Annotated in this window: 17 protein-coding genes; 10 read left to right on the top strand and 7 right to left on the bottom strand. The window is 43.2% G+C overall.

Going from position 1 to position 20,179, the window contains the following annotated elements; translation table 11 throughout:
* The first annotated feature begins 281 nt into the window (after positions 1 to 281).
* From AVL57_RS20995 to AVL57_RS07890, 4 genes are all read left to right on the top strand, one after another.
* Positions 282 to 2,270 carry a methyl-accepting chemotaxis protein gene (locus tag AVL57_RS20995; RefSeq protein ID WP_063457187.1) on the top strand — a complete coding sequence of 663 codons (1,989 nt, stop codon included), beginning with the start codon at positions 282 to 284 and terminating at the stop codon, positions 2,268 to 2,270.
* 189 nt (positions 2,271 to 2,459) lie between these two features.
* Entirely contained in the window at positions 2,460 to 4,325 is a 1,866-nt protein-coding gene (locus AVL57_RS07900) for a hypothetical protein (RefSeq protein WP_057792729.1), read from the top strand.
* An 89-nt stretch (positions 4,326 to 4,414) separates the two neighbouring features.
* Positions 4,415 to 4,960, top strand: coding sequence for an NUDIX hydrolase (locus AVL57_RS07895; protein ID WP_057792727.1), 546 nt, complete (start codon positions 4,415 to 4,417; stop codon positions 4,958 to 4,960).
* Between the two features lie 145 nt (positions 4,961 to 5,105).
* Complete coding sequence (locus AVL57_RS07890; protein WP_057792725.1) at positions 5,106 to 5,495, top strand: DUF3224 domain-containing protein; 390 nt, start codon at positions 5,106 to 5,108, stop codon at positions 5,493 to 5,495.
* Between the two features lie 101 nt (positions 5,496 to 5,596).
* Here the strand turns inward: AVL57_RS07890 and AVL57_RS07885 are convergent, their stop codons facing one another.
* Positions 5,597 to 6,040, bottom strand: coding sequence for an Hsp20 family protein (locus AVL57_RS07885; RefSeq protein WP_057792724.1), 444 nt, complete (start codon positions 6,038 to 6,040; stop codon positions 5,597 to 5,599).
* A gap of 524 nt (positions 6,041 to 6,564) precedes the next feature.
* Between AVL57_RS07885 and AVL57_RS07880 the strand changes: the two genes are divergently transcribed.
* Complete coding sequence (locus AVL57_RS07880; RefSeq protein WP_057792722.1) at positions 6,565 to 7,746, top strand: acetate kinase; 1,182 nt, start codon at positions 6,565 to 6,567, stop codon at positions 7,744 to 7,746.
* A gap of 64 nt (positions 7,747 to 7,810) precedes the next feature.
* Positions 7,811 to 9,946 carry a phosphate acetyltransferase gene (pta, locus tag AVL57_RS07875; RefSeq protein ID WP_057792720.1) on the top strand — a complete coding sequence of 712 codons (2,136 nt, stop codon included), beginning with the start codon at positions 7,811 to 7,813 and terminating at the stop codon, positions 9,944 to 9,946.
* A gap of 229 nt (positions 9,947 to 10,175) precedes the next feature.
* On the opposite strand, the gene lnt is transcribed toward pta, so the two are convergent.
* The 5 genes from lnt to miaB form a co-directional block, all read right to left on the bottom strand.
* Entirely contained in the window at positions 10,176 to 11,681 is a 1,506-nt protein-coding gene (gene lnt / locus AVL57_RS07870; protein WP_231751180.1) for an apolipoprotein N-acyltransferase, read from the bottom strand.
* Positions 11,682 to 11,686: 5 nt separating this feature from the next.
* Complete coding sequence (locus AVL57_RS07865) at positions 11,687 to 12,544, bottom strand: CorC family transporter (RefSeq protein ID WP_013784735.1); 858 nt, start codon at positions 12,542 to 12,544, stop codon at positions 11,687 to 11,689.
* A gap of 127 nt (positions 12,545 to 12,671) precedes the next feature.
* Positions 12,672 to 13,139: an rRNA maturation RNase YbeY gene (gene ybeY, locus AVL57_RS07860; protein WP_057792718.1), complete on the bottom strand. Its 468-nt coding sequence runs from the start codon at positions 13,137 to 13,139 to the stop codon at positions 12,672 to 12,674.
* Positions 13,136 to 14,248 carry a PhoH family protein gene (locus AVL57_RS07855; RefSeq protein ID WP_057792716.1) on the bottom strand — a complete coding sequence of 371 codons (1,113 nt, stop codon included), beginning with the start codon at positions 14,246 to 14,248 and terminating at the stop codon, positions 13,136 to 13,138. Before AVL57_RS07855 ends, ybeY begins: the two co-directional genes overlap by 4 nt.
* A gap of 26 nt (positions 14,249 to 14,274) precedes the next feature.
* The gene (miaB, locus tag AVL57_RS07850; RefSeq protein ID WP_057792714.1) at positions 14,275 to 15,708 is read right to left on the bottom strand and encodes a tRNA (N6-isopentenyl adenosine(37)-C2)-methylthiotransferase MiaB; all 1,434 of its coding nucleotides are present in this window, start codon (positions 15,706 to 15,708) and stop codon (positions 14,275 to 14,277) included.
* Between the two features lie 352 nt (positions 15,709 to 16,060).
* Here miaB and AVL57_RS07845 point away from each other — a divergent pair, with 352 nt between their 5' ends.
* Both AVL57_RS07845 and AVL57_RS21295 read left to right on the top strand, forming a co-directional pair.
* Positions 16,061 to 17,317, top strand: coding sequence for an FAD-dependent monooxygenase (locus AVL57_RS07845; RefSeq protein ID WP_057792712.1), 1,257 nt, complete (start codon positions 16,061 to 16,063; stop codon positions 17,315 to 17,317).
* Positions 17,305 to 17,481: a hypothetical protein gene (locus AVL57_RS21295; RefSeq protein WP_167347516.1), complete on the top strand. Its 177-nt coding sequence runs from the start codon at positions 17,305 to 17,307 to the stop codon at positions 17,479 to 17,481. The genes AVL57_RS07845 and AVL57_RS21295 overlap by 13 nt, the downstream gene beginning before the upstream one ends.
* Positions 17,482 to 17,957: 476 nt before the next feature.
* On the opposite strand, the gene AVL57_RS07840 is transcribed toward AVL57_RS21295, so the two are convergent.
* Positions 17,958 to 18,539, bottom strand: a complete 582-nt coding sequence (locus AVL57_RS07840) for a TetR/AcrR family transcriptional regulator (protein WP_057792711.1) — start codon at positions 18,537 to 18,539, stop codon at positions 17,958 to 17,960.
* Between the two features lie 156 nt (positions 18,540 to 18,695).
* Here AVL57_RS07840 and AVL57_RS07835 point away from each other — a divergent pair, with 156 nt between their 5' ends.
* The gene (locus tag AVL57_RS07835; RefSeq protein WP_057792709.1) at positions 18,696 to 19,247 is read left to right on the top strand and encodes a carboxymuconolactone decarboxylase family protein; all 552 of its coding nucleotides are present in this window, start codon (positions 18,696 to 18,698) and stop codon (positions 19,245 to 19,247) included.
* Positions 19,248 to 19,540: 293 nt separating this feature from the next.
* Positions 19,541 to 19,714 (top strand): hypothetical protein, encoded by a 174-nt coding sequence (locus AVL57_RS21290; RefSeq protein WP_167347515.1) that lies wholly within the window; start codon positions 19,541 to 19,543, stop codon positions 19,712 to 19,714.
* Positions 19,715 to 20,179 lie beyond the last annotated feature (465 nt).

The following is a 20,179-nucleotide window of genomic DNA, read 5'->3' as shown; positions in this document are numbered from 1 at the left end:
CTCGCCACTGGTTTGATTTAATACAAAATACACCACTAAGACCAATTCCTCTTTTACCACTCTTTAATTTTTAAATCTCTTTCCCTTGTGAAAAACGGCCATCAGCCTGCCATGATGAAAACCTTACACTAATTGATAAAGGTGAAAGTCACAGGTAATAGACTACTGTTAATAGCGTATGCATTTATTGGCCATAGCGATATTGATTGCTGTTGTTGCTTACAACGCACTTATTGAATTTTGTAACAACGTTATCCACTTTTTATAAGGCTGTCTTCGTTATGGTATTGAAAAAACTATCGGTGTTGCAGCTTGCCATTTTAGGTACGGCCTGCTTGTTTATATCAATCGTGTTTCTGGCCTACAAAGACATAAGTTCCTCTAGAGAACTACTCTCTTCTGCACAAAGAGATATTAAACTAGTGACCATAATAACAGCCGTAGAACGGGTGGCTCATCATCACGCGGTTGAACGGGGGTTAACGGCTGGCTTTTTAGGTAACCCAAATGATGCATCGCGAAACAAAGTAGTAAACCAAAGAAAAAAGGCCGATGCTGCAATTGATAATGTAAAAAGTATAGTCGCGTCGGACTGGAAAAATTCATCGACAATTAACGTTATTCTTTCACCCGTATATACATTAATGAAAAACAAAGGTGAAATTAGACAGCAGGTAGACGAGTTAAATGGGAAAAATGCTTTTTCTTTCTATAGCAACCTTAATAAACGCGTGTTAAATGCCACCAATGCGCTAACAATGCTAGTTAATGCTCCTGACGCTAAACAGGCGCTGTCACAGGCACTGTTGTTTGCGCAAGCAAAAGAAAAAATGGGGCAGCGACGAGGTAAAATGAATGCGGTTTTGGCATCAAGGAGCATTTCAGGTCCGGTCAGGCAGCAAGTGTTAGCCTATACCAACGAAACCAAATACATAGAAGAAAAGCTCAAGCTGAATTTAAAGGGCGATGCATTAACTGGATTGCAAACCCTATTGAACAGTTCTACAAGCAATGAAATTAATCAAATTGTGGATGACGCCACCTCTGATAACCCTGCATTCTCCTCACTACCCACAAATTCAGAATGGTTTGCATTAGCCACAAAGCAAATAGGCGGCATTGCTGGGTTGTTAGGTGAGCGGTTTGATTACGTGGTAAGCAGCGTTAATTCGAAAGCGAGTAGGGCTAACACAAACTTAGTCATTACATTCGTAGCCATTGTGGTACTCACGCTGATTATTGTTGTTATATATCGCACGTTGATTGGGATCATTACTCAACAGTTAAACAAGTTGGTGACGAACCTAGATAAAATAGCGAAAGAGGGTGACCTCACTATTGATTTATCAATGAGCACGAAGAACGAACTAGGTGACATATCCCGCTCAGTAAATGCCACCATTTTAGCTCTGCGGGATCTTTTGCGTGGCTTAGGCGAATCTATTCTCACAAGCTCCAGGCTTTCCAATCAATTAGAAGACTCTAGTAGTGAAATGCTGGATGATGCGGAAAAAACCCAGCAACTTACTGCGAATATTGCTTCAGCTATTGAACAAGTGGCCGCGACTAGCAGTGAAATTGCTAAAGCGGCGGTAGATACGTTAAGCGCCAGTAAGCAGTTAGACAGTTTAGCTGAACAGTCGCTAACCGCGAACGATAATATTCGTCATAGTATGGAAGTACTGTCTGATGATATCAAAGGTGTACAGCAAAATGCTGCCGATATGGAACAGCAAGTCACAGAAATTGGCTCTATTCTCGACACCATTAATACACTTTCTGATCAAACCAATTTATTGGCGTTAAATGCAGCAATCGAAGCCGCGCGGGCTGGCGAGCATGGCAGAGGTTTCGCTGTTGTTGCTGATGAAGTAAGAAAGCTAGCGCAAAGCAGCCGGGCTTCTTCCGACAAAATATCGAGTTTGTTGTCTAATTTAAAAAATGCCAGTGTAGTAGTGGTCGCGGATATTAATAAAAACGTGGCCTCTATCTCAAATTCTATGGAAGTAACCAACGAAGGCCGTTTTACCGCTGAAAAAGTAAAAGAAGCTGCAACCAATGTTGAAGGCATGGCTAATACCATGTCATCTTCGGCGCAGCAGCAGTCGGCTACTACCTCAGTCATAGCTCAAGATGTGGTGAATGTTGAAGAGGCGGCCCGTCATGAAGTGAATATAGCCACTCGTTTGTCTAAATTATCCGGCGAGATGAAAGAAAACAACCTTCTTCTTCAACGCACAATAGATGGGTTTAAAGTGGATAATGATTAACTATTAAAACAATGGGGCTAAGCAATCTGACGTTAAAGTTGGACACACACTCATGTTGGTTCTCTCATTTTAAGTGTCTGCCTCGCGCTTAACTATCAATCCTTTACAATCTCGCTAAGACTTTTCATTGCCTAACCCCCAGTCAAAGTTTATTCTGCATAAGCTTTTTATTTAACAGGGATTTTTCCAATGGCCTATGATTTTGGTTCACAGACGTTAGGCATAGCCAACCCATTCAAAAAAGAAGGGTTATTCCGCGCAGTAGGCGGCGGCTTGGTGCTCGCGTTAGCCATTTATGCAGTAGCAGGTGTACCTGAGCTATTTGCCGAAAACAAAGTTCGTGGCTACACCTTATTAGGTGTCGCTTTTGTACTGATCGTATCAGGCATTAAACATTGCGCGGTGGGTATTTTGCAGCTCATGCGATTTTTTGTAGGGCGAACTGTGCCAACATCTCTTGCGTATAACCACTCGGTTTCCGAACAAGATGCAGCACAAGCAGAACAAAAATCCCTGCTGTATTCTAAAGAAAGCCTACACGCTATGTTAATGGGGCGTCGCAACACTACGTTTGAAGAGCCCCGCGGTTGGCTAGCCAGATTAGTGCATAGCGTATTGCCAAAACTTACTTTCCTGCCGTTTCCTTTGCGCCATTTATCTCAAGAAATTATTGCCATGGCGGTAACCTTTCTTGTTGCGCTGCTTGCATTCGCTATTGTCTACTTTTTGGTAAGTAACGGCTTAGCGGGTGAGGTGGCTAAAGTATTGGTGATGCCTCTACTCTCAATTTTGCTTCTTGTGTACTTAATAGCAAATTGGGGCTCTACCGCAAAAGGTATTCACAACGAAGGTAACTCACAACTTGCGAAAGCAAGCAGTTTGTCGCTAGGGGTGATTATTGGTCTAGCGATAGTGGTTCCGTTAGGAGCGGGTGTGTTTTTAGATGAGCTAGTAGGTCGCGATATCGATAAAGTACAGGCTTGGGCAAATACATTCCCACTATTTAGCGCTTGGGCAAACTTAGCCTTACTGCTTGTTTGCGTCATTGCTGTGATGGCGTTAATTATGCCGCTACTTTACAAACGAATGGGGCAGGTTACACCTAAAACGGAAGTCAGTGAATTTCGCGCCAATATGCAGGAGTCGGTTCACCCGAATGAAATCTTCATCAATATTGAAAATATCGTGCTTGCGAACCGAAGATACCGTGAAGTACCAAATCGTATTTATGCCGATTTCGATCCTAGACTAAAAGAGCAAGCAGAAGGTAAAGGTAGTTTTGAGGGTGAGTTACTAATAGAAACTCAGCCTACATTAACCGACGGTGTGACCTTGCCAGAGAAAAAGAAAATGGCTCTCACTGCTGTGGCGCAAGTCGCCGTGGTCGCAGCCGCAATTTTATTTTATGTGGGCGGGTTGCAGCTTGCTGAAGTTCTCGATTTAGTTATTCGGCAAGGCGTAAACACCGACGCGCAAGTCAATACTGCAATTACGATGGGCAACAATCTCATTTGGTTAGTGTTTGCGTGGTTAACGGTTCGCGGTGCTGCTAATGTGATGAACAAAGCGTCTCACATGTTTTGGGGTGAAATGACATTTTCATCCTTGCTTATGTTTATGAAAACGGAAGGTACCTATACAGAGTCTCGTGTATCTACAGGCATGGCTATTCATGACTCTACACGGTCCGAAAATGTTGTGGTGCGAAGTAGTATTACCCCTTGGATCATCACCAGCAGGATCAACACTTCTATTTTTGCCACAAGCGGTATGAACAACTTAGAATCGCCACGTTTCATTATGGGAATGAATAAAAATGATGCCGAGCTTGGCGAGATTGTCACTGAGATTAAAGCATTCTTGCGCGGGCGTGAAACCATCGCGTCTATTACCAATGAGGCCGATCTAGCCAATGCTGGAACCATTCATCAGGTAAATCAGCAAACCCGAAGCCATAATGACACTCCTCAAAGCAAAATTACCCTTGAACAGGAAGAAGACGCTGCCGGTTTCTTGCGTAATAATGCAGATGAAGACGATGAAAATAAAAGCTAATATTTAGTTTTATTCGCCGGTGGACGGATTTGCTCCTTGCTTTAGGCGCTTGTACACTAACTTTTTAAGGCTTACTGAAGGGCACTATTATGTCGGATAAGGATATTGAAACGCTTTCGTCAAAAGTGGTTTATGAAAATAAATGGCTAAAAGTGCGTGAAGATAAAATTCGTCGTGCAAGTGGAAACGAAGGTATTTACGGTGTTGTTGAAAAGCCAGATTTTGCGATTATTCTTCCCATCGATGGTGATATTGTTTATTTAGTTGAACAATACCGGTACACGGTAGAACAGCGATTGCTAGAATTTCCACAAGGTGCTTGGGAAGACAACCCCGATGCCGATCCTAAATTACTAGCCGCCGGCGAATTAAAAGAAGAAACTGGGTTTACAGCCAGCGAAATGCATTATGTAGGCTTTCAATACCTTGCCTATGGCTTTTGCAATCAGGGTTATCATATATTCGTCGCGAAAGGTTTAACGCAGGGAGAGCAGAAGTTAGACGTAGAGGAGGAGGATTTAAAAATCATACCTGTTCATTTAAAAGAATTAGAATCAATGATAGCTCAAGGCTCGATTAAAGATGCATCTACCTGCAATGCGTTCGGACTTGCCCGCTTAAAAGGATTTATTTAGTTAACACTATGATTATTGGTTGTAACACTATGATTATTGGTTGTAACACTCTGATTATTGGTTGTAACAGTGTGTAACAATTTTATGTTGAACGGTATCGAACTCACTTGTATTGTGTGACCACACTTTTTCTTTGGAGCAAACAATGAACTGCAATGGGCAATTTTCCATTACGGGGTGGGATGAAAATATACTAAGTGAAAAACGAGAAGGTGTTAAGCAAACCCATGCTAGCATTACACAGGCTTATGAAGGCAGCATGGCGGGGCAAAGCGACGTTGAATTTCTCATGTCATATCAGACATCAATGTTAGCGCTATTCGTTGGATTCGAGAGTTTTGTAGGGGTTATAGACGGTCGTCGAGGCACAATTTCATTTAAACATGATGGAAAATTTGTGAATGGCATTGCCAGTAGCAACTTTTCATCAATTGAAGGCAGTGCTACGGGTGAACTTTCTAATTGCAATATTTTAGGAACCTTCGAGTCTGCTGAAGGCGGTAAAGCGAACTACACAATTAATCTTACCGAATAACTCTTACAGATAACCTTATTTCTTACACATTAGGTGTAAACGAAAAAACGGCGCTTTTCAGCGCCGTCCAAAACCAGGGAAACGATTTTTAAAAGCTTTTTTTAACTCTCTATTAATCGAGAACCAATCTCAATTTGACGAGGTTTTTTAGCTTCGGGTATGACACGCTCCATATCGATGTGCAATAACCCATTTTCCATATCAGCAGCTAACACTTTCACATGGTCGCCAAGCTGAAATTTTCTTTCGAAATTACGCTCGGATATTCCTTTATGAAGGAACTTACGTTCGGCGGATTCTTTTTCCTCCGGCTTACGTGTACCTGTTATCACTAGGGTGTTTTCTTGAACTTCAATGGATACGTCATCTTTACTGAAACCCGCAATCGCCATTGTGACGCGATATTTATCATCGCCAAGCAATTCAATGTTGTAAGGGGGGTAAGTACTTTGTTTTTCAGCACGAGAAGCAGCATCAACAAGTGAAGCTAAGTGGTCAGAACCAATAAATGAACGGTAAAGTGGAGATAGATCGATAGTACGCATAGTCATATCCTATTAATTTAGCAATATGTTAAAAATAATTCGCCCCGACTATTCGGCGGCGGTGTTGTCAACCTGAGCTTTCAGCGTCGACATAATAGATATAGGGTGGCTCAAATTCTTTTCAAGGTTTTTTTTCAAAAATTTTAAAATTTATTTTGAAATGTAAAAGCACCTTAGTTTTTACCGGCGTCAACACTATGTATTATTAGTTACCGCAAACAGGTAAGTGCGACCGAATTTTAATAAATCAAGTGGTTAGCGTAAGGTTGTACTATCCACTAAATTTTCCTTTCCTTAGTTTGTTCCTTTCATTAAAAGAACCATCAAATCAACAGCAAGCTTTCGTATGCACTCAAACGACGCTGACCTTCATTAATTACTGAACTAAATGATAATTAATTGTATTTGGGTTTTATGGGATAGTAATATAACCATCTACTTGAAAGAGTATTAAGTAAGCATTTATGTACAAAAATGCTACACTTAGCGTTCTTTTTGTTACTTAATCAAACTCAAGAAATCGAATGAAAAAAGAAGTTATTGTTTTAAATTGCGGTAGTTCGTCAGTTAAATTCGCTATTATCGATGCCGACACAGGTGAAGCTGGCCTAAGTGGTATTGCAGAAAGCTTAGGGAATGATGACGCAAGCATATCGTTTAAATTAAACGGTCAAAAAGAAAAGCAAACCTTACCGGCTAATGCCTCTCATGCAGAAGCGTTGGCAGCAATTCAAAACATAATTGCTAGTACAGGTGTTAATCCAATTGCTTTGGGTCATCGAGTTGTTCACGGTGGTGAGCGCTTCAAAGAAGCAGCGTTAGTCGACGATAGCGTATTAGCCTCGGTAGAAGAATATGCGAGTATGGCGCCGTTACATAACCTGGCAAATCTAAAAGGGATTACCACTGCCCAAGCCGCGTATCCAGATTTACCTCATGTCATTGTGTTCGATACTTCTTTTTTCCAGCAAATGCCTAAACGTGCCTATATGTATGCACTGCCTAAGGTTTTGTACGAGCAGCATGGCGTGCGTAAGTATGGCTTCCATGGCACTAGCCACAAGTTCATTCTAGATAGCACTGCGCAATTGCTTAATAAGCCGGTTGAACAAACCAGTATTATTAGTGCTCACTTAGGAAATGGTTGCAGTGTTACTGCTATTGAAAAAGGGGTAGCGGTAGATACCAGCATGGGGTTTACGCCGCTTGAAGGGTTAATGATGGGAACACGCTGCGGCGATATCGACCCTAGCCTTCCTGGAACGTTACAAGAAAAGCTAGGGAAGTCTGCTGCTGAAATCAACGCACTAATTAACAAAGAATCAGGCCTTGCCGGTATTTCTGGGCTAAGCAACGATTGTCGTACGCTAGAAGAAGCGGCTGAAGCGGGGCATGAAGGCGCATTATTAGCCCTTGAAATGTTCTGTTATCGCTTAGCCAAGTATATATCTAGTTACATGATAGCGGTGCCGTCATTAGATGCTGTAGTGTTTACCGGTGGTATTGGTGAAAATTCATCGTACATTCGCGCCACAACCATGGGTTATTTTTCTCACCTTGGCTTTACGGTTGATGAGCAAAGTAACCAGGCTATGCGTTTTGGTGCAAAAGGAAATATAGCGTCTTCTTCATCCACCAAACCTGTTTTAATCGTACCCACTAATGAAGAGTGGGTTATCGCCGCCGAAGCTGCGAAATTTGCCTAGTTTTTTTGGATAAACTTTTGCGTAAATTGTTTTCGCGTAAATTGTCTTTGCTTTAGGAGCAATTATGTCACGCCGTATTATGCTGATCCCTGTTGGCACTAGCGTAGGGTTAACTACTGTCAGCATTGGGCTAGTTCGTGCATTAGAAGAACAAGCCATTAAACTGAATTTTTTTAAACCTGTAGCACAGCCTCGAAGAGGCGATACCGGTGAAGAGCGCTCTACAGCTATTATTAGCCACCACTGTAGTGTTAAGCCTATAGCGCCGTTCGATTTGAATGTAGTCGAGCGAATGATCAGTAGCGACAATACTGATGAATTACTTGAAGAGATTATAGAGCGCTTTGAAGCACATCAAGAACCCGATGCAGTAGCCGTTATCGAAGGCTTGGTAACAACCCGCCATCATCCCTACGCAGAGCGTCTGAATCTTGAAATTAGTCGCGCGTTAGATGCCGATATAGTGTTTGTTTGCGTGCCAGGAAACGATGATCCTGTTGATATTAACCATCGACTTGAAATTGTGGTAGACGCTTACGGCGGCCATAAAAGTAAAAAGGTAGTAGGTTGTATATTTAACAAAGTAAACGCGCCCTACGACGAACATGGCCAACTACGTACCGATTTAAGTGTGCTAGAAGCGCCAGAGCACGATGAAACACGCAGCAAAGCGTTGCGTGAGCTGCCTATATTTGCAAAAGGCTTAAATCTGTTGGGAAATATTGATTGGAATGCAGAGCTTATGTCTCCCCGCGCTATCGATATTGCCAAGCACTTAAACGCCACATTAATTAACGAAGGCAATATTGCTTCACGTAGATTAAGTAGCGTTACCTTTGCTGCCCGTGAAATTCATAACATGACGCACACGTTAAAGCCTGGTGCACTGCAAGTGATGTCTGGTGATAGAGGTGATGTGTTTGTTTCTTGTTGTTTAGCAGCGTTAAATGGTACCAAATTAGGCGCATTGCTATTAACCGGCGGCTACCAGCCAGATGAAAATATAAAGCATTTATGCAGCCAAGCACTGGAGACCGGCTTGCCTGTCATGCTAGTTAATACTAATACGTGGCAAACCGCACAGAATCTGCACGCGTTCAATCAAGAAGTGCCGGTAGATGATAGTCAGCGTATCGAAAAAGTGATGGTGCATGCGGCTGAAAGTTTAGACGCTAAATGGGTAGCTTCGCTTACCGAAAAAGTATCTCGTCAAAAGAAACTTTCTCCGTCTGCATTCCGCTATTATTTAACCAATCGTGCGCGCCAAGTTAATAAACGAGTGGTACTGCCTGAAGGTAATGAACCCCGTACTGTGGCAGCCGCCGCTATATGTGCAAAACGGGGGCTAGCGCGCCCTGTACTAATTGGTGATGAAAACGAAATTCAACGTGTGGCGCAGCAACAAGGTGTGGTATTGGGGGAAGGCGTAGAGATTGTTTCACCTGCTGCAATTCAAGAAGATTATGTGGCTGGGTTAGTTAAGCTTCGCGGTCACAAAGGTGTTACTGATGTGGTTGCCCGCGAGCTGCTACAAGACAACGTTACCCTAGGTACTATGATGTTGCAGCAAGGTGATGTTGATGGTTTGGTATCTGGCGCCGTTCACACTACAGCAAATACCATTCGCCCAGCATTGCAGTTAATCAAAACAGCAGAAAATGCATCATTAGTATCGTCGGTATTTTTTATGCTATTGCCCGACCAAGTCTTGGTTTATGGCGATTGCGCGATAAACCCAGATCCTAACGCCCAGCAGCTGGCGGATATTGCTATTCAGTCTGCTACTTCGGCGCAGATGTTTGGTATTGAACCAAGAGTGGCCATGATCAGTTATTCTACTGGTACATCTGGTGCTGGCAGTGATGTTGAAAAGGTGCGTGAAGCTACCGAGATTGCACAAAAACTTCGTCCAGATTTGCTGATTGATGGGCCGCTTCAATACGACGCTGCTGCCATTGAAAGTGTAGGGCGCAGTAAAGCGCCAAACAGCCCTGTTGCAGGTAAAGCGAACGTATTTGTGTTCCCAGATTTAAACACCGGGAACACCACTTACAAAGCGGTACAGCGTAGTTTCGATTTGGTGTGTATTGGGCCAATGCTTCAAGGTATGCGCAAACCCGTCAATGACTTAAGCCGTGGGGCGTTGGTAGATGATATTGTGTTTACTATTGCGTTAACTGCTATTCAGGCTGCGAATTAGTTAGGGGCTGTGTATTAGCTTGAGGCTGCTTGAGTTAGCTCATAAATCAGTTAGCTCAAGGCTGTCTATTCAGCTCAAGGCTGTATCTATTAGTCTACTACTATGAAAACTAGTTAGTTACACGTACAAAAACGGCGCATGAAGCGCCGTTTTTTATGTTTCAATTTTAGTTCGTCCACTTAACTTACCGACTAAATCAAAACTGGACGATTAGCGCATGGCGTATCTACTAATCCTTCGAACGCTTTCTTAACCTCAGCGCAATAAAGAAAAATACCAATACCAGCACCCACACGCCTATATCTTGAATCAGGTAATAGGGCGTAAAACCAGAGGTTGCCAACACTGGGGCAGTTAAACTGGCCGCTTCAAATTGAGGTAATCGTGCGGTTATATTGCCTTTGTGGTTAATAAAGGCGGTGATGCCATTATTGGTGGCACGTACCACGGGGCGGCCAAACTCGACGGCACGCATTCGAGCAATGTCTAAATGCTGCGCTGGGCCATGAGAATGGCCAAACCACGCATCATTACTTACCGTAATAATCATGTCTGTAGCATTGTAGATATTCGCGGCTACTTGCCTTGGGAAAGCAATTTCAAAGCATATTGCCGGCGCCAAATGTATACCGTTGGCAACAAGATTAGCTTGCTGAAAATCACCTCTCGCAAAGGAAGACATGGGCAAATCGAACAAAGGCGCTAACGGACGCAACCAGTCTTCAAAAGGCACAAATTCACCAATGGGTAGTAAATGGTGCTTAGCGAAACGATTGTTATGGAAGTACTGATAGTCTGGCGTTGTAGAATCGGGGGTTCTTTTACCCAGTACGATCAAATTGTTCCACGCCTCATCGGTTTCCCAATTAAAATTAACAATACCTGTGATAAGCGCGGTATCTTCAGCAAAGGCGCGAGCATTGACTTGTGTTAAATAATCTAACGCAAGTGGCTCTAATTTTGGTACCGCTGCTTCAGGCCAAATTATCAGGTCGTTATCCCACAGCGGTTCCGTAAGATTTAAATAACGGTCCATAGTAGGGGCGTCTTGTTCAGGCACCCATCGCAAAGACTGTGCAATATTACCTTGCGCCATCGCAACGTTATACTGCTGCTTAGGGGCAACCCATGTATGCTGATTGGCAACAAACCCACTAATATATAAAGCTAAGCTAACCACAACCGCGCCGGTGAAATGCCGTTTAGTATGCGCAACGGCAAACAAGCTCGCACCAATAACTAGCAAGGCTGTTATGCCGGTTTCACCAATGATTGGTGCCCAACCCACTAGAGCACTATCGATTTGGCTATAGCCTAACGACAGCCACGGAAACCCGCTTAATAACCAACTGCGTAACCATTCGGCGAATACCCAGAAAAAAGGCAAAGCCAATGGCCAAAGACGATGAGGGAAATAGCGAGCGGTAAGCTTAAACGCAAGCGCCGGAAACAACGCAAGGTAACTACATAATAAAACCATGAGGCCTATGGATGCAATTAGCGGTAAGCCACCGAAATCGGCAATGCTTACATGTACCCAACTAATACCTGCTCCAAACCAGCCTAGCCCGAACAACCAACCAGCTAAAAAAGGGCGATGCGTAAGTTTCATTACTTGCCGGATACCCAATGCAAACGCGGGGATAACAAGTGGCCAGATACCAAAGGGGGCAAACGCCAGCGTTAAGCTAGCGCCGCTTAGTAAAAGCAGTAAATAAGGAATGAACCGTTTCAACGGAGTTACTCCAGAGAGGCCACCGACACTTTCAGGTGTATAAGACGGCGTTTATCAGAGTTGGTTACCTTAAAGTGAATATCACCAATGGTAACTTCATCGTTCGTTTCAGGCATGTGCCCGAACGCTTTAAGCACAATACCGCCTATGGTATCGGCTTCTTCTTCGCTGAATTTGGTTTCAAAGAAGGCATTAAATTCGTCAACAGGCGTTAACGCTTTAACTGAATAGGTCGATTTGTTCAGTGGGCGAATATCATCGGTACCGTCTTCTTCGGTATCGTATTCGTCTTCAATTTCACCGACAATAATCTCTAGTATATCTTCGATGGTAACAAGGCCAGATACACCGCCGTATTCATCCACAACAATGGCCATGTGATAGCGTTGTTGGCGAAATTCTTTCAGCAGCACATCTACACGCTTACTTTCCGGCACAATCACGGCAGGGCGCAAGATATCGCGTAAATTAAGACTTTTTTCTGGATTAAACGCATAGCTCAGTAAGTCTTTTGCAAGCAATATGCCTTCAATATGATCTTTATCTTCACTAATAACGGGGAAGCGGGAGTGGGCTGATTCCAACACAACAGGTAGGAATTCATCAACGTTTTTTTCAACGTCTATGGTAGTCATTTGCGCGCGTGGGATCATAATATCCCTAACTCGCATTTCGTTGACACCTATTACACCTTCAATCATCTCCCGGGTTTGGGGATCGATGATTTCGTTCTGCTCGGCTTCAGTAATAACTTCAACCAGTTCTTGTTTGCTTCTCGGCTCGCCAGAGATAGAAAGTTTAAGTTTGTCTAACCAACTTTTTCCTTGGGAGCCGTTGGTAGAGTGAGGATTATCGTCGCTCATAATGTCCGCTAATTTATTGATACAACGTCAACGTTAAATGTCTTGGGGAGGGGCGTCAATGCTTTATTGTTTATTTGCACGTAAATTACGCAACTACCCAAGTGTAACTTGTTGGCGCTATTGGGTTTTATTGATAAGGATTACCAATATTTAAAGATGCCAATATACGAATTTCTTTTGCTTCCATAATGTCAGCATCTGCATCGTCTATGTGATCGTATCCCAGAAGATGTAATATTCCGTGAATGACCATATGGGCATAGTGGTTGGTGGGTGTTTTGTCTTGCTCTTGCGCTTCACGCATGATCACAGGTACACAAATAACCAAATCGCCAAGCAAGTTCATTTCAATGCCTGGTGGAACTTCAAAGGGAAAAGACAGCACATTAGTGGGCTTATCTTTACCTCTGTATTCATGGTTTAGTGTTTGTGACTCTTCATCATCGGTGAAGCGTACGGTAACTTCTTGCTCGCCCGTGTTTTCGGCCGCAAGTACCGCATTAGCCCACGCTTCAACTTGTTCAGCAGAGGGAATGGCCTTAGCCATTTCCTCGTCAGCTTCGTAGGCTTGCTGGTAATCTACAATGGCTATCACTTGGCATCGCTATTTTGTTGTACAGATGTGCTATTAGATGAACTGCCAGATAAGGCATTAGCATCAGCTTGTTCACGTTGAAGACGAAGGGCTTCTTCTTTCTTCTCTTTGCGAACACGCTCTTGCTCGGCGTCATAATGCTCATAAGCACGCACGATTCGGGCAACTACAGGGTGTCTTACCACATCTTCAGCGTTGAAAAAGTTAAACGAAATATCGTCAACATTATCCAATACTTCAATAGCGTGGCGTAAACCTGAACGGGCACCACGTGGCAAATCTACTTGAGTGATATCACCGGTGATCACCGCTTTTGAATTAAAGCCAATACGGGTTAAGAACATTTTCATTTGCTCAACCGTGGTATTTTGACTCTCATCCAAAATAATAAAAGCATCGTTTAGAGTACGACCACGCATATAAGCTAAGGGGGCAACTTCTATCACATTGCGTTCCATTAGCTTTTCTACTTTTTCAAAACCCAACATTTCAAACAAGGCGTCGTAAAGTGGGCGTAGGTAAGGGTCGACTTTCTGTGAAAGGTCGCCCGGCAAAAAGCCTAGCTTCTCACCCGCTTCAACAGCAGGACGAGTTAATAGTATTCTACGTATTTCTTGACGTTCTAACGCGTCAACGGCTGCAGCAACGGCCAAATACGTTTTACCAGTACCAGCAGGGCCTACACCAAAGGTGATGTCGTAGTTTAGAACATTAGCCACATACTGAGCTTGATTCGGATTACGAGGCTTAATTACACCACGTTTTGTACGAATGTGTACTTCTTTACCGAAATCGCCAGCGCCTGACCCTGTATCTTGCTCTAAAGCCGCGGCCTGTTGAATAGCCAAATGCACTTGCTCAGGTTCAAGTTCAGGCAAGCGGCCTTTTACTGGCTGAGTTTCTACATACAGCTGTTTAAGTAATTCAGTGGCGCTCTGAATTTGGCGTGGCTCACCTAGCACCTTAAACGCATTATTTCGGTAAGTAATTTCTACTCCCAACCTGCGCTCTATTTGCTTAATGTTGTCGTTAAACGGCCCACATAAATTGGACAAACGTTTTGTGTCTGCCGGTTCCAAATCAAATTCATTACTTACCAATGTACTCAAACTACTGTATTCCTCACTTTTACTATTTATGCTGGGTTGAATTGACCTACGCCTATCGCGTCAGGCAAATCAGCCTCGTGCTTAGCCATAATAGATTGGGGCGAAACGGCAACACGCAAGCCCATTTCATCTTCACGGCGAATAACGTCGCCACGTAATGAATTAGAGAATACGTCTGTCACTTTCACGTCTACGAATTCACCAATCATATCCGGCGTGCCTTCGAAGTTTACTACGCGGTTATTTTCAGTACGGCCGGAAAGCTCCATAGGATTTTTCTTTGAAGGGCCTTCAACCAAAATACGCTGCTCGGTATCTACCATGTTACGGGCAATGCGTAACGCTTGTTGGTTTATACGTTGTTGCAACAAGTACAGGCGCTGTTTCTTCGCGTCTTCGGTTACATCGTCTACTGCGTCTGCTGCAGGTGTACCAGGGCGTGCACTGTAAATGAAGCTAAAACTTAGGTCGTAATCAATTGCCTGAATAAGGTCCATTGTGGCTTCAAAGTCAGCATCGGTTTCACCAGGGAAACCAATAATAAAGTCGCTCGACATACTAATGTTAGGGCGAACTTTACGAAGCTTACGAATTTTAGACTTATACTCAATGGCGGTATGACCACGTTTCATTAAGTTAAGAATACGATCTGAACCACTTTGTACAGGCAAGTGAAGATGATCAACAAGTTCAGGAATAGTGGCATACACGTCAATAATATCATCGGTAAATTCAACCGGATGTGACGTGGTATAACGAATTCTGTCGATACCGTCGATAGCTGCAACAAGTTCTAATAACTCGGCAAAGCGACACACGGTGCCATCGTGGTTTTCACCACGAAACGCATTTACGTTTTGGCCAAGCAAGTTAACTTCACGAACGCCTTGACCGGCTAGCTGAGCAATTTCAAGCAATACGTCGTCTACCGGACGGCTTACTTCTTCACCACGGGTATAAGGTACTACGCAGAATGTACAGTACTTAGAACAGCCTTCCATAATAGAAACAAACGCCGTTGGGCCTTCAGCACGAGGCTCAGGCATACGGTCGAACTTTTCAATTTCAGGGAAGCTCACGTCGATAACCGACTTTTCGCCGCCTTTAAGTTGGTTAATCATTTCGGGCAAACGATGCAAGGTTTGCGGGCCGAATACTAAATCAACATAAGGGGCTCGCTGGCGAATAACGCTACCTTCTTGAGAAGCTACGCATCCGCCCACGCCAATAATAAGCTCGGGCTTATCTTGCTTAAGGTTCTTCCAACGACCTAGCTGGTGGAACACTTTTTCCTGCGCCTTCTCACGAATAGAGCAGGTGTTAAGCAAGATAACATCGGCTTCTTCCGCAGTTTCTGCTGCAGAGTAGCCATGAGTAGAGTCGAGTAAGTCTGCCATTTTCTCCGAGTCATACTCGTTCATTTGGCAGCCCCAGGTTTTGATATACAGCTTTTTAGTCATAACAACTAGTCGATAACCTGATAGAGTTCCCGTAAGCAATTGACTGGCGGTTGAAAATGCCACACGCTAACTAGGTTAGGTGTAATTTCTGGCAAAGCCTGCCACTGCAGTTTTGGGAAGATGTTCAAAATAGCCGCGTATTTTACCTGTTATAACGCCGAATGCCCAGTGTATTCACCCACATTCGCCGGAATTTAATGCACTGCCATTGTGCAAGGGCGGTGTGGCGGATATAAAGCATGAAGCAGAAGATATTAGTAAATTAAAAAGGCGAACGTATTTGGGCTCACATTCGTATTATTTATTAGTGCAAAGCGAGTAAGCTATTGGGTCAGTAAAAGAGATTTATATTATGTATGATTTTTGTATAAATGGTGGTGGCATGGTGGGGGCTGCGCTTGCATTAGGTTTAGCTAAACAGCAATACCGCGTGGCTATTATTGAACCCCATTTGCCCAAGGGCTTTGACGAATCCAGTAAGCCAGACTTAAGAGTATCAGCCATTAGTGATGCGTCCGTTTCCTTGTTAACGTCATTAGGCGCGTGGGACTATATTCAAGCAATGCGCGTTAAACCCTATACCGGCTTAAGTGTATGGGACGACCCTGCCCATCGAACAGACTTTACCGCACAAAGTATCGACGTGCCCCAGTTAGGTTTTTTTGTTGAAAACCGATTATTACAATTGGGGTGTCATCAAGCCTTGCAGGCATTTGATAACGTTACCTGGTTTGCTGGCTGTAAAGTTACCGATATCACGCTAGGCAATAGTTCGGTGGATGGCTCGGTTAATAGCTCGGTTAATAGCTCGGTCGATTCTGATGTTTCAAGAAACCATGCCGCCACCCTTAGTCTTGATAACGGCGAAACTATTCACGCAAAGTGGTTAATAGGTGCCGATGGTGCGGCCTCGCAAGTTAGGCAAGCTGCGAATATTGGCGTATCTGGTTGGCAATATAGTCAACAAGCTATGGGCATTACGGTTGAAATGGTAAATTCGGTTGATGCCATTACATGGCAAGAATTTACACCTGATGGCCCTAAAGCCTTTTTGCCAATGTTCAACAATTACGCCTCGCTAGTTTGGTACGACTCACCCGATGAACTCAAACGTATATCAACCCTTAACGCCGCACAATTAAAGCAAGCCATTATAGAGGCCTTTCCCAACGAGCTTTTAAAAAACGGTAACGACTTCACGGTAATTGATAAAGCCACATTTCCGTTAACCCGAGCACATGCAAGCCGTTATATTACCGACGGCGTTATTTTGGTAGGCGATGCAGCGCATACTATTAATCCATTAGCCGGGCAGGGTGTTAATTTAGGGTTTAGAGATGTTGAAACCTTATTGGCGGTGACTGCCGAAGGTACCGATTTAACATCGCTAGAGTTTAAAAAGCGCTTAATAACAAGCTACGAAAAACCGCGCCAGCGTGATAACGGGCTAATGATGTCTGCTATGGATGGTTTCTACGGCTTGTTTAGTAACGATATCGGCCCCATTAAATGGTTAAGAAACCAAATACTTTCTGTAGCTCAGCAGTTTGAGCCAGCCAAGCGGGAAGTACTTAAATATGCGATAGGAATGCGAGAATGGAAGTTTTAATAATACTTGCCGTACTGTTCGGCGCACTTTTCATAGTGATACCACTTATCGAACGCTCTAAAATGCGCATTAGTGATGAAGACACCGCCAAATGGTCTAAGTGGATATGGCCGCTAATGGGCATATTACTGGTAGCACAACTTCTGCGCATGATGTTTAGTTAGTTGTTCGGCTCGAATGATGGTGGCCCTTGGGAAAGCTTGCATTAGAAACGCGCGGTAAACCCATCCATGGGCGCTCTGCCACAGCCTCCATGCTGTGGAAGGTTTCTAATGCAAGCTCTCCCAATGCCTCAGATACAACGTGCGAAAAGCTAACATTCAGAAACGCGCGGTAAACCCATCCATGGGCGCTCTGCCACAGCATCCATGCTGTGGAAGGTTTCTAATGCACACTCTCCCGACTCTCTAGATACATCGAGCGAAGAGTCAGCAGTAAAAAATCCCCGATAAGCCCGTCGATAGGCAGTCTGCCGCAGAATTCTACTGAGGAAAGTTGCGAATACAAGCTCTCCCAACGCCTCTGATTCACCAAGCGAAAAGCTAACATTCAGAAGTACGTGATAAGCCCACCCAAAAGTACTCTGCCACCAAATTTATACAGTGGAAAGTTTCTAATAAAAGCCCACCTTCTGCACCAATTACTCAGGCCAAGATGTCTTAAGGTCGATGAGTACTTTATCAATCATAGATTCAATGGCGAGATTGTCGCTCTGCATTAAGGCAAAAGTACGAAGCCCTACAAATTGGTTTTGTAACCAATCTGCGGCTTTATCAACGGGTGTACTCGAAGGTAATGAGTTAGTTTGAACGGCCTTTTTTACAATCGATTTGAAGCAAGTTTTTAAGGTACTCATGCCATCAAGTACAGACTGTTTCCCGTTTTCACCCAACATTTCTAATTCGGTAATAGACTTAATCAATAAGCATTGGCGCTGAAAGCGTATTTCTTCAGGATTAATAAGCTCGTTGACAAAAAATGCACGCAAGGCATCAAGAGGAGTATCAGCACCAATTACGGTGCTGAGTTTCTGCTGAGTGTGGGCTACATACTTTTCCACTACCAGTTGGAACAAACCTTCTTTACTTTTAAAACGCGCGTAAATACTACCTGGTCGCATATCTAAGGCTTGTTGAATGTCGCGCATACCAGCGGCCTGAAAGCCTTTTTGCCAAAAAAGCGTGGTGGCCTTCTCAATCACTTCAGACTCTACATATTTCATTCTGGTATACCTTATATTCGAATGTTTTGAACACTTGTTCAATTATGACTTGAACAAGTGTTCAAGTAAACCTATATTGTATTACATCAAAACGTAATCAGTATTTATTATCAATTTTAGTTACTGGTTTTCAGTTCACATCAATAGGAGAGTGACATGAGCGATTTTACATTACACACAGCAGATAGCGCACCAGAAGCAGCTAAACCACTTCTTGAGAATTCTCAAAAAGCTTTCGGTATGATCCCTAACTTGCATGCAGTAATGGCGGAAGCGCCAACGTTGCTTGAAGGTTATCAAGTACTTCACGGTTTGGCACAAGATACCTCATTCAATGCAGAAGAGCTTACTGTAGTATGGCAAGCGGTTAACGTAGAGCATGCGTGTCATTACTGCGTACCAGCGCATACGGGTATTGCTAAAAGCATGAAAGTAAGTGATGAGCTAATTGAAGAGTTACGCAACGACGAAACCCTTTCTGATGCCAAGCTAAACACATTGAAAGATACCGTATTAGCAGTAACGCGTGGTCGTGGTCACATCGATGATGCACAACTTAAAGCGTTTTATGATGCGGGTTATGCGCACAAGCAACTATTAGAAATTATTCTAATTTTAGCGCAAAAAGTGATGAGCAACTACACAAACCACCTAGCTGATACCCCTGTAGACGACGCATTCAAATCGTTTGCTTGGGAACCGAAGTAAGGTAGAGGACAAACCTTCCACCCGTGGTAAAAACAGCTATGGTTTTACGAAAGTTAATGTAGAACATACGCATACAAGAAACGGCCTTTGTTTATCATAGGCCGTTTTTTTACGCCTAGTTTTCTCGTTTTTTGCTATATCAGTTAAACAAAGGTGCCATACAACAGTAGTAAATGTTGAAAATGTATATACAAGTGCTATATGATGTATAGTCATATAACGCATGATCTGGTATCTATCGGCATTTACGGGCTGGCATTTACAGATACTGCTGTTCTTGATGAGGACTCACGTTGGATAAGAAAAAGAATAAAAAAAAGAATAGTCAGCTGATTATTCGCATTAACGACCAGGAGCGTGCCGACTTTATTCATCTCTGTGAAGAGCTTGATACTACAGCGGCAAGAGAGATCAGGCGGTTTATTAAAGAATTCACTGAAGCGCAAAAAGCGAAGTCTTCGGATTAGTAGTTTGCGAAACAAATAATGCATTTTCTCTTTAAGCAGTGATTACATCAAGTGAGCGTATATTGCCTAGCATTCCTCACTCAATAACCAATAGCAATAAAAGGATATTTCCAATGGCTAAAGCTAAGAAAGTTAAACAAGAAATCAAAGTAACTAAAGCTAAAATTTCTAAGCAAGAAGGTAAGCTTAAAAAGCTTAAGAAAGAACTTAAAAAAGCGAAGAAAAAATAGTTTGTTTTCTTAATTCATAAAAATAAAAAACGGCGTATAAGCATGGCTTAACGCCGTTTTTTGTATGTGATGGTTTATTGCTTAATGATTTAACATTTCAGCGATTCATCTGAATGGCAAACCAACACTAACCACATCGAAATAATGAAATGATTACGCCTGCTAAGTTATGCTAGTTAGCCAAACTCACAACTAACTTAAACTCCCAGCTAGCCTAAACTTACAACCAGCCTAA

Origin of the sequence: Alteromonas stellipolaris (genome assembly GCF_001562115.1) — a bacterium.
Taxonomy (GTDB): domain Bacteria; phylum Pseudomonadota; class Gammaproteobacteria; order Enterobacterales; family Alteromonadaceae; genus Alteromonas; species Alteromonas stellipolaris.
The sequence above is the reverse complement of the archived record's forward strand: the minus strand, read 5'-3'. Positions and strand labels throughout refer to the sequence as shown.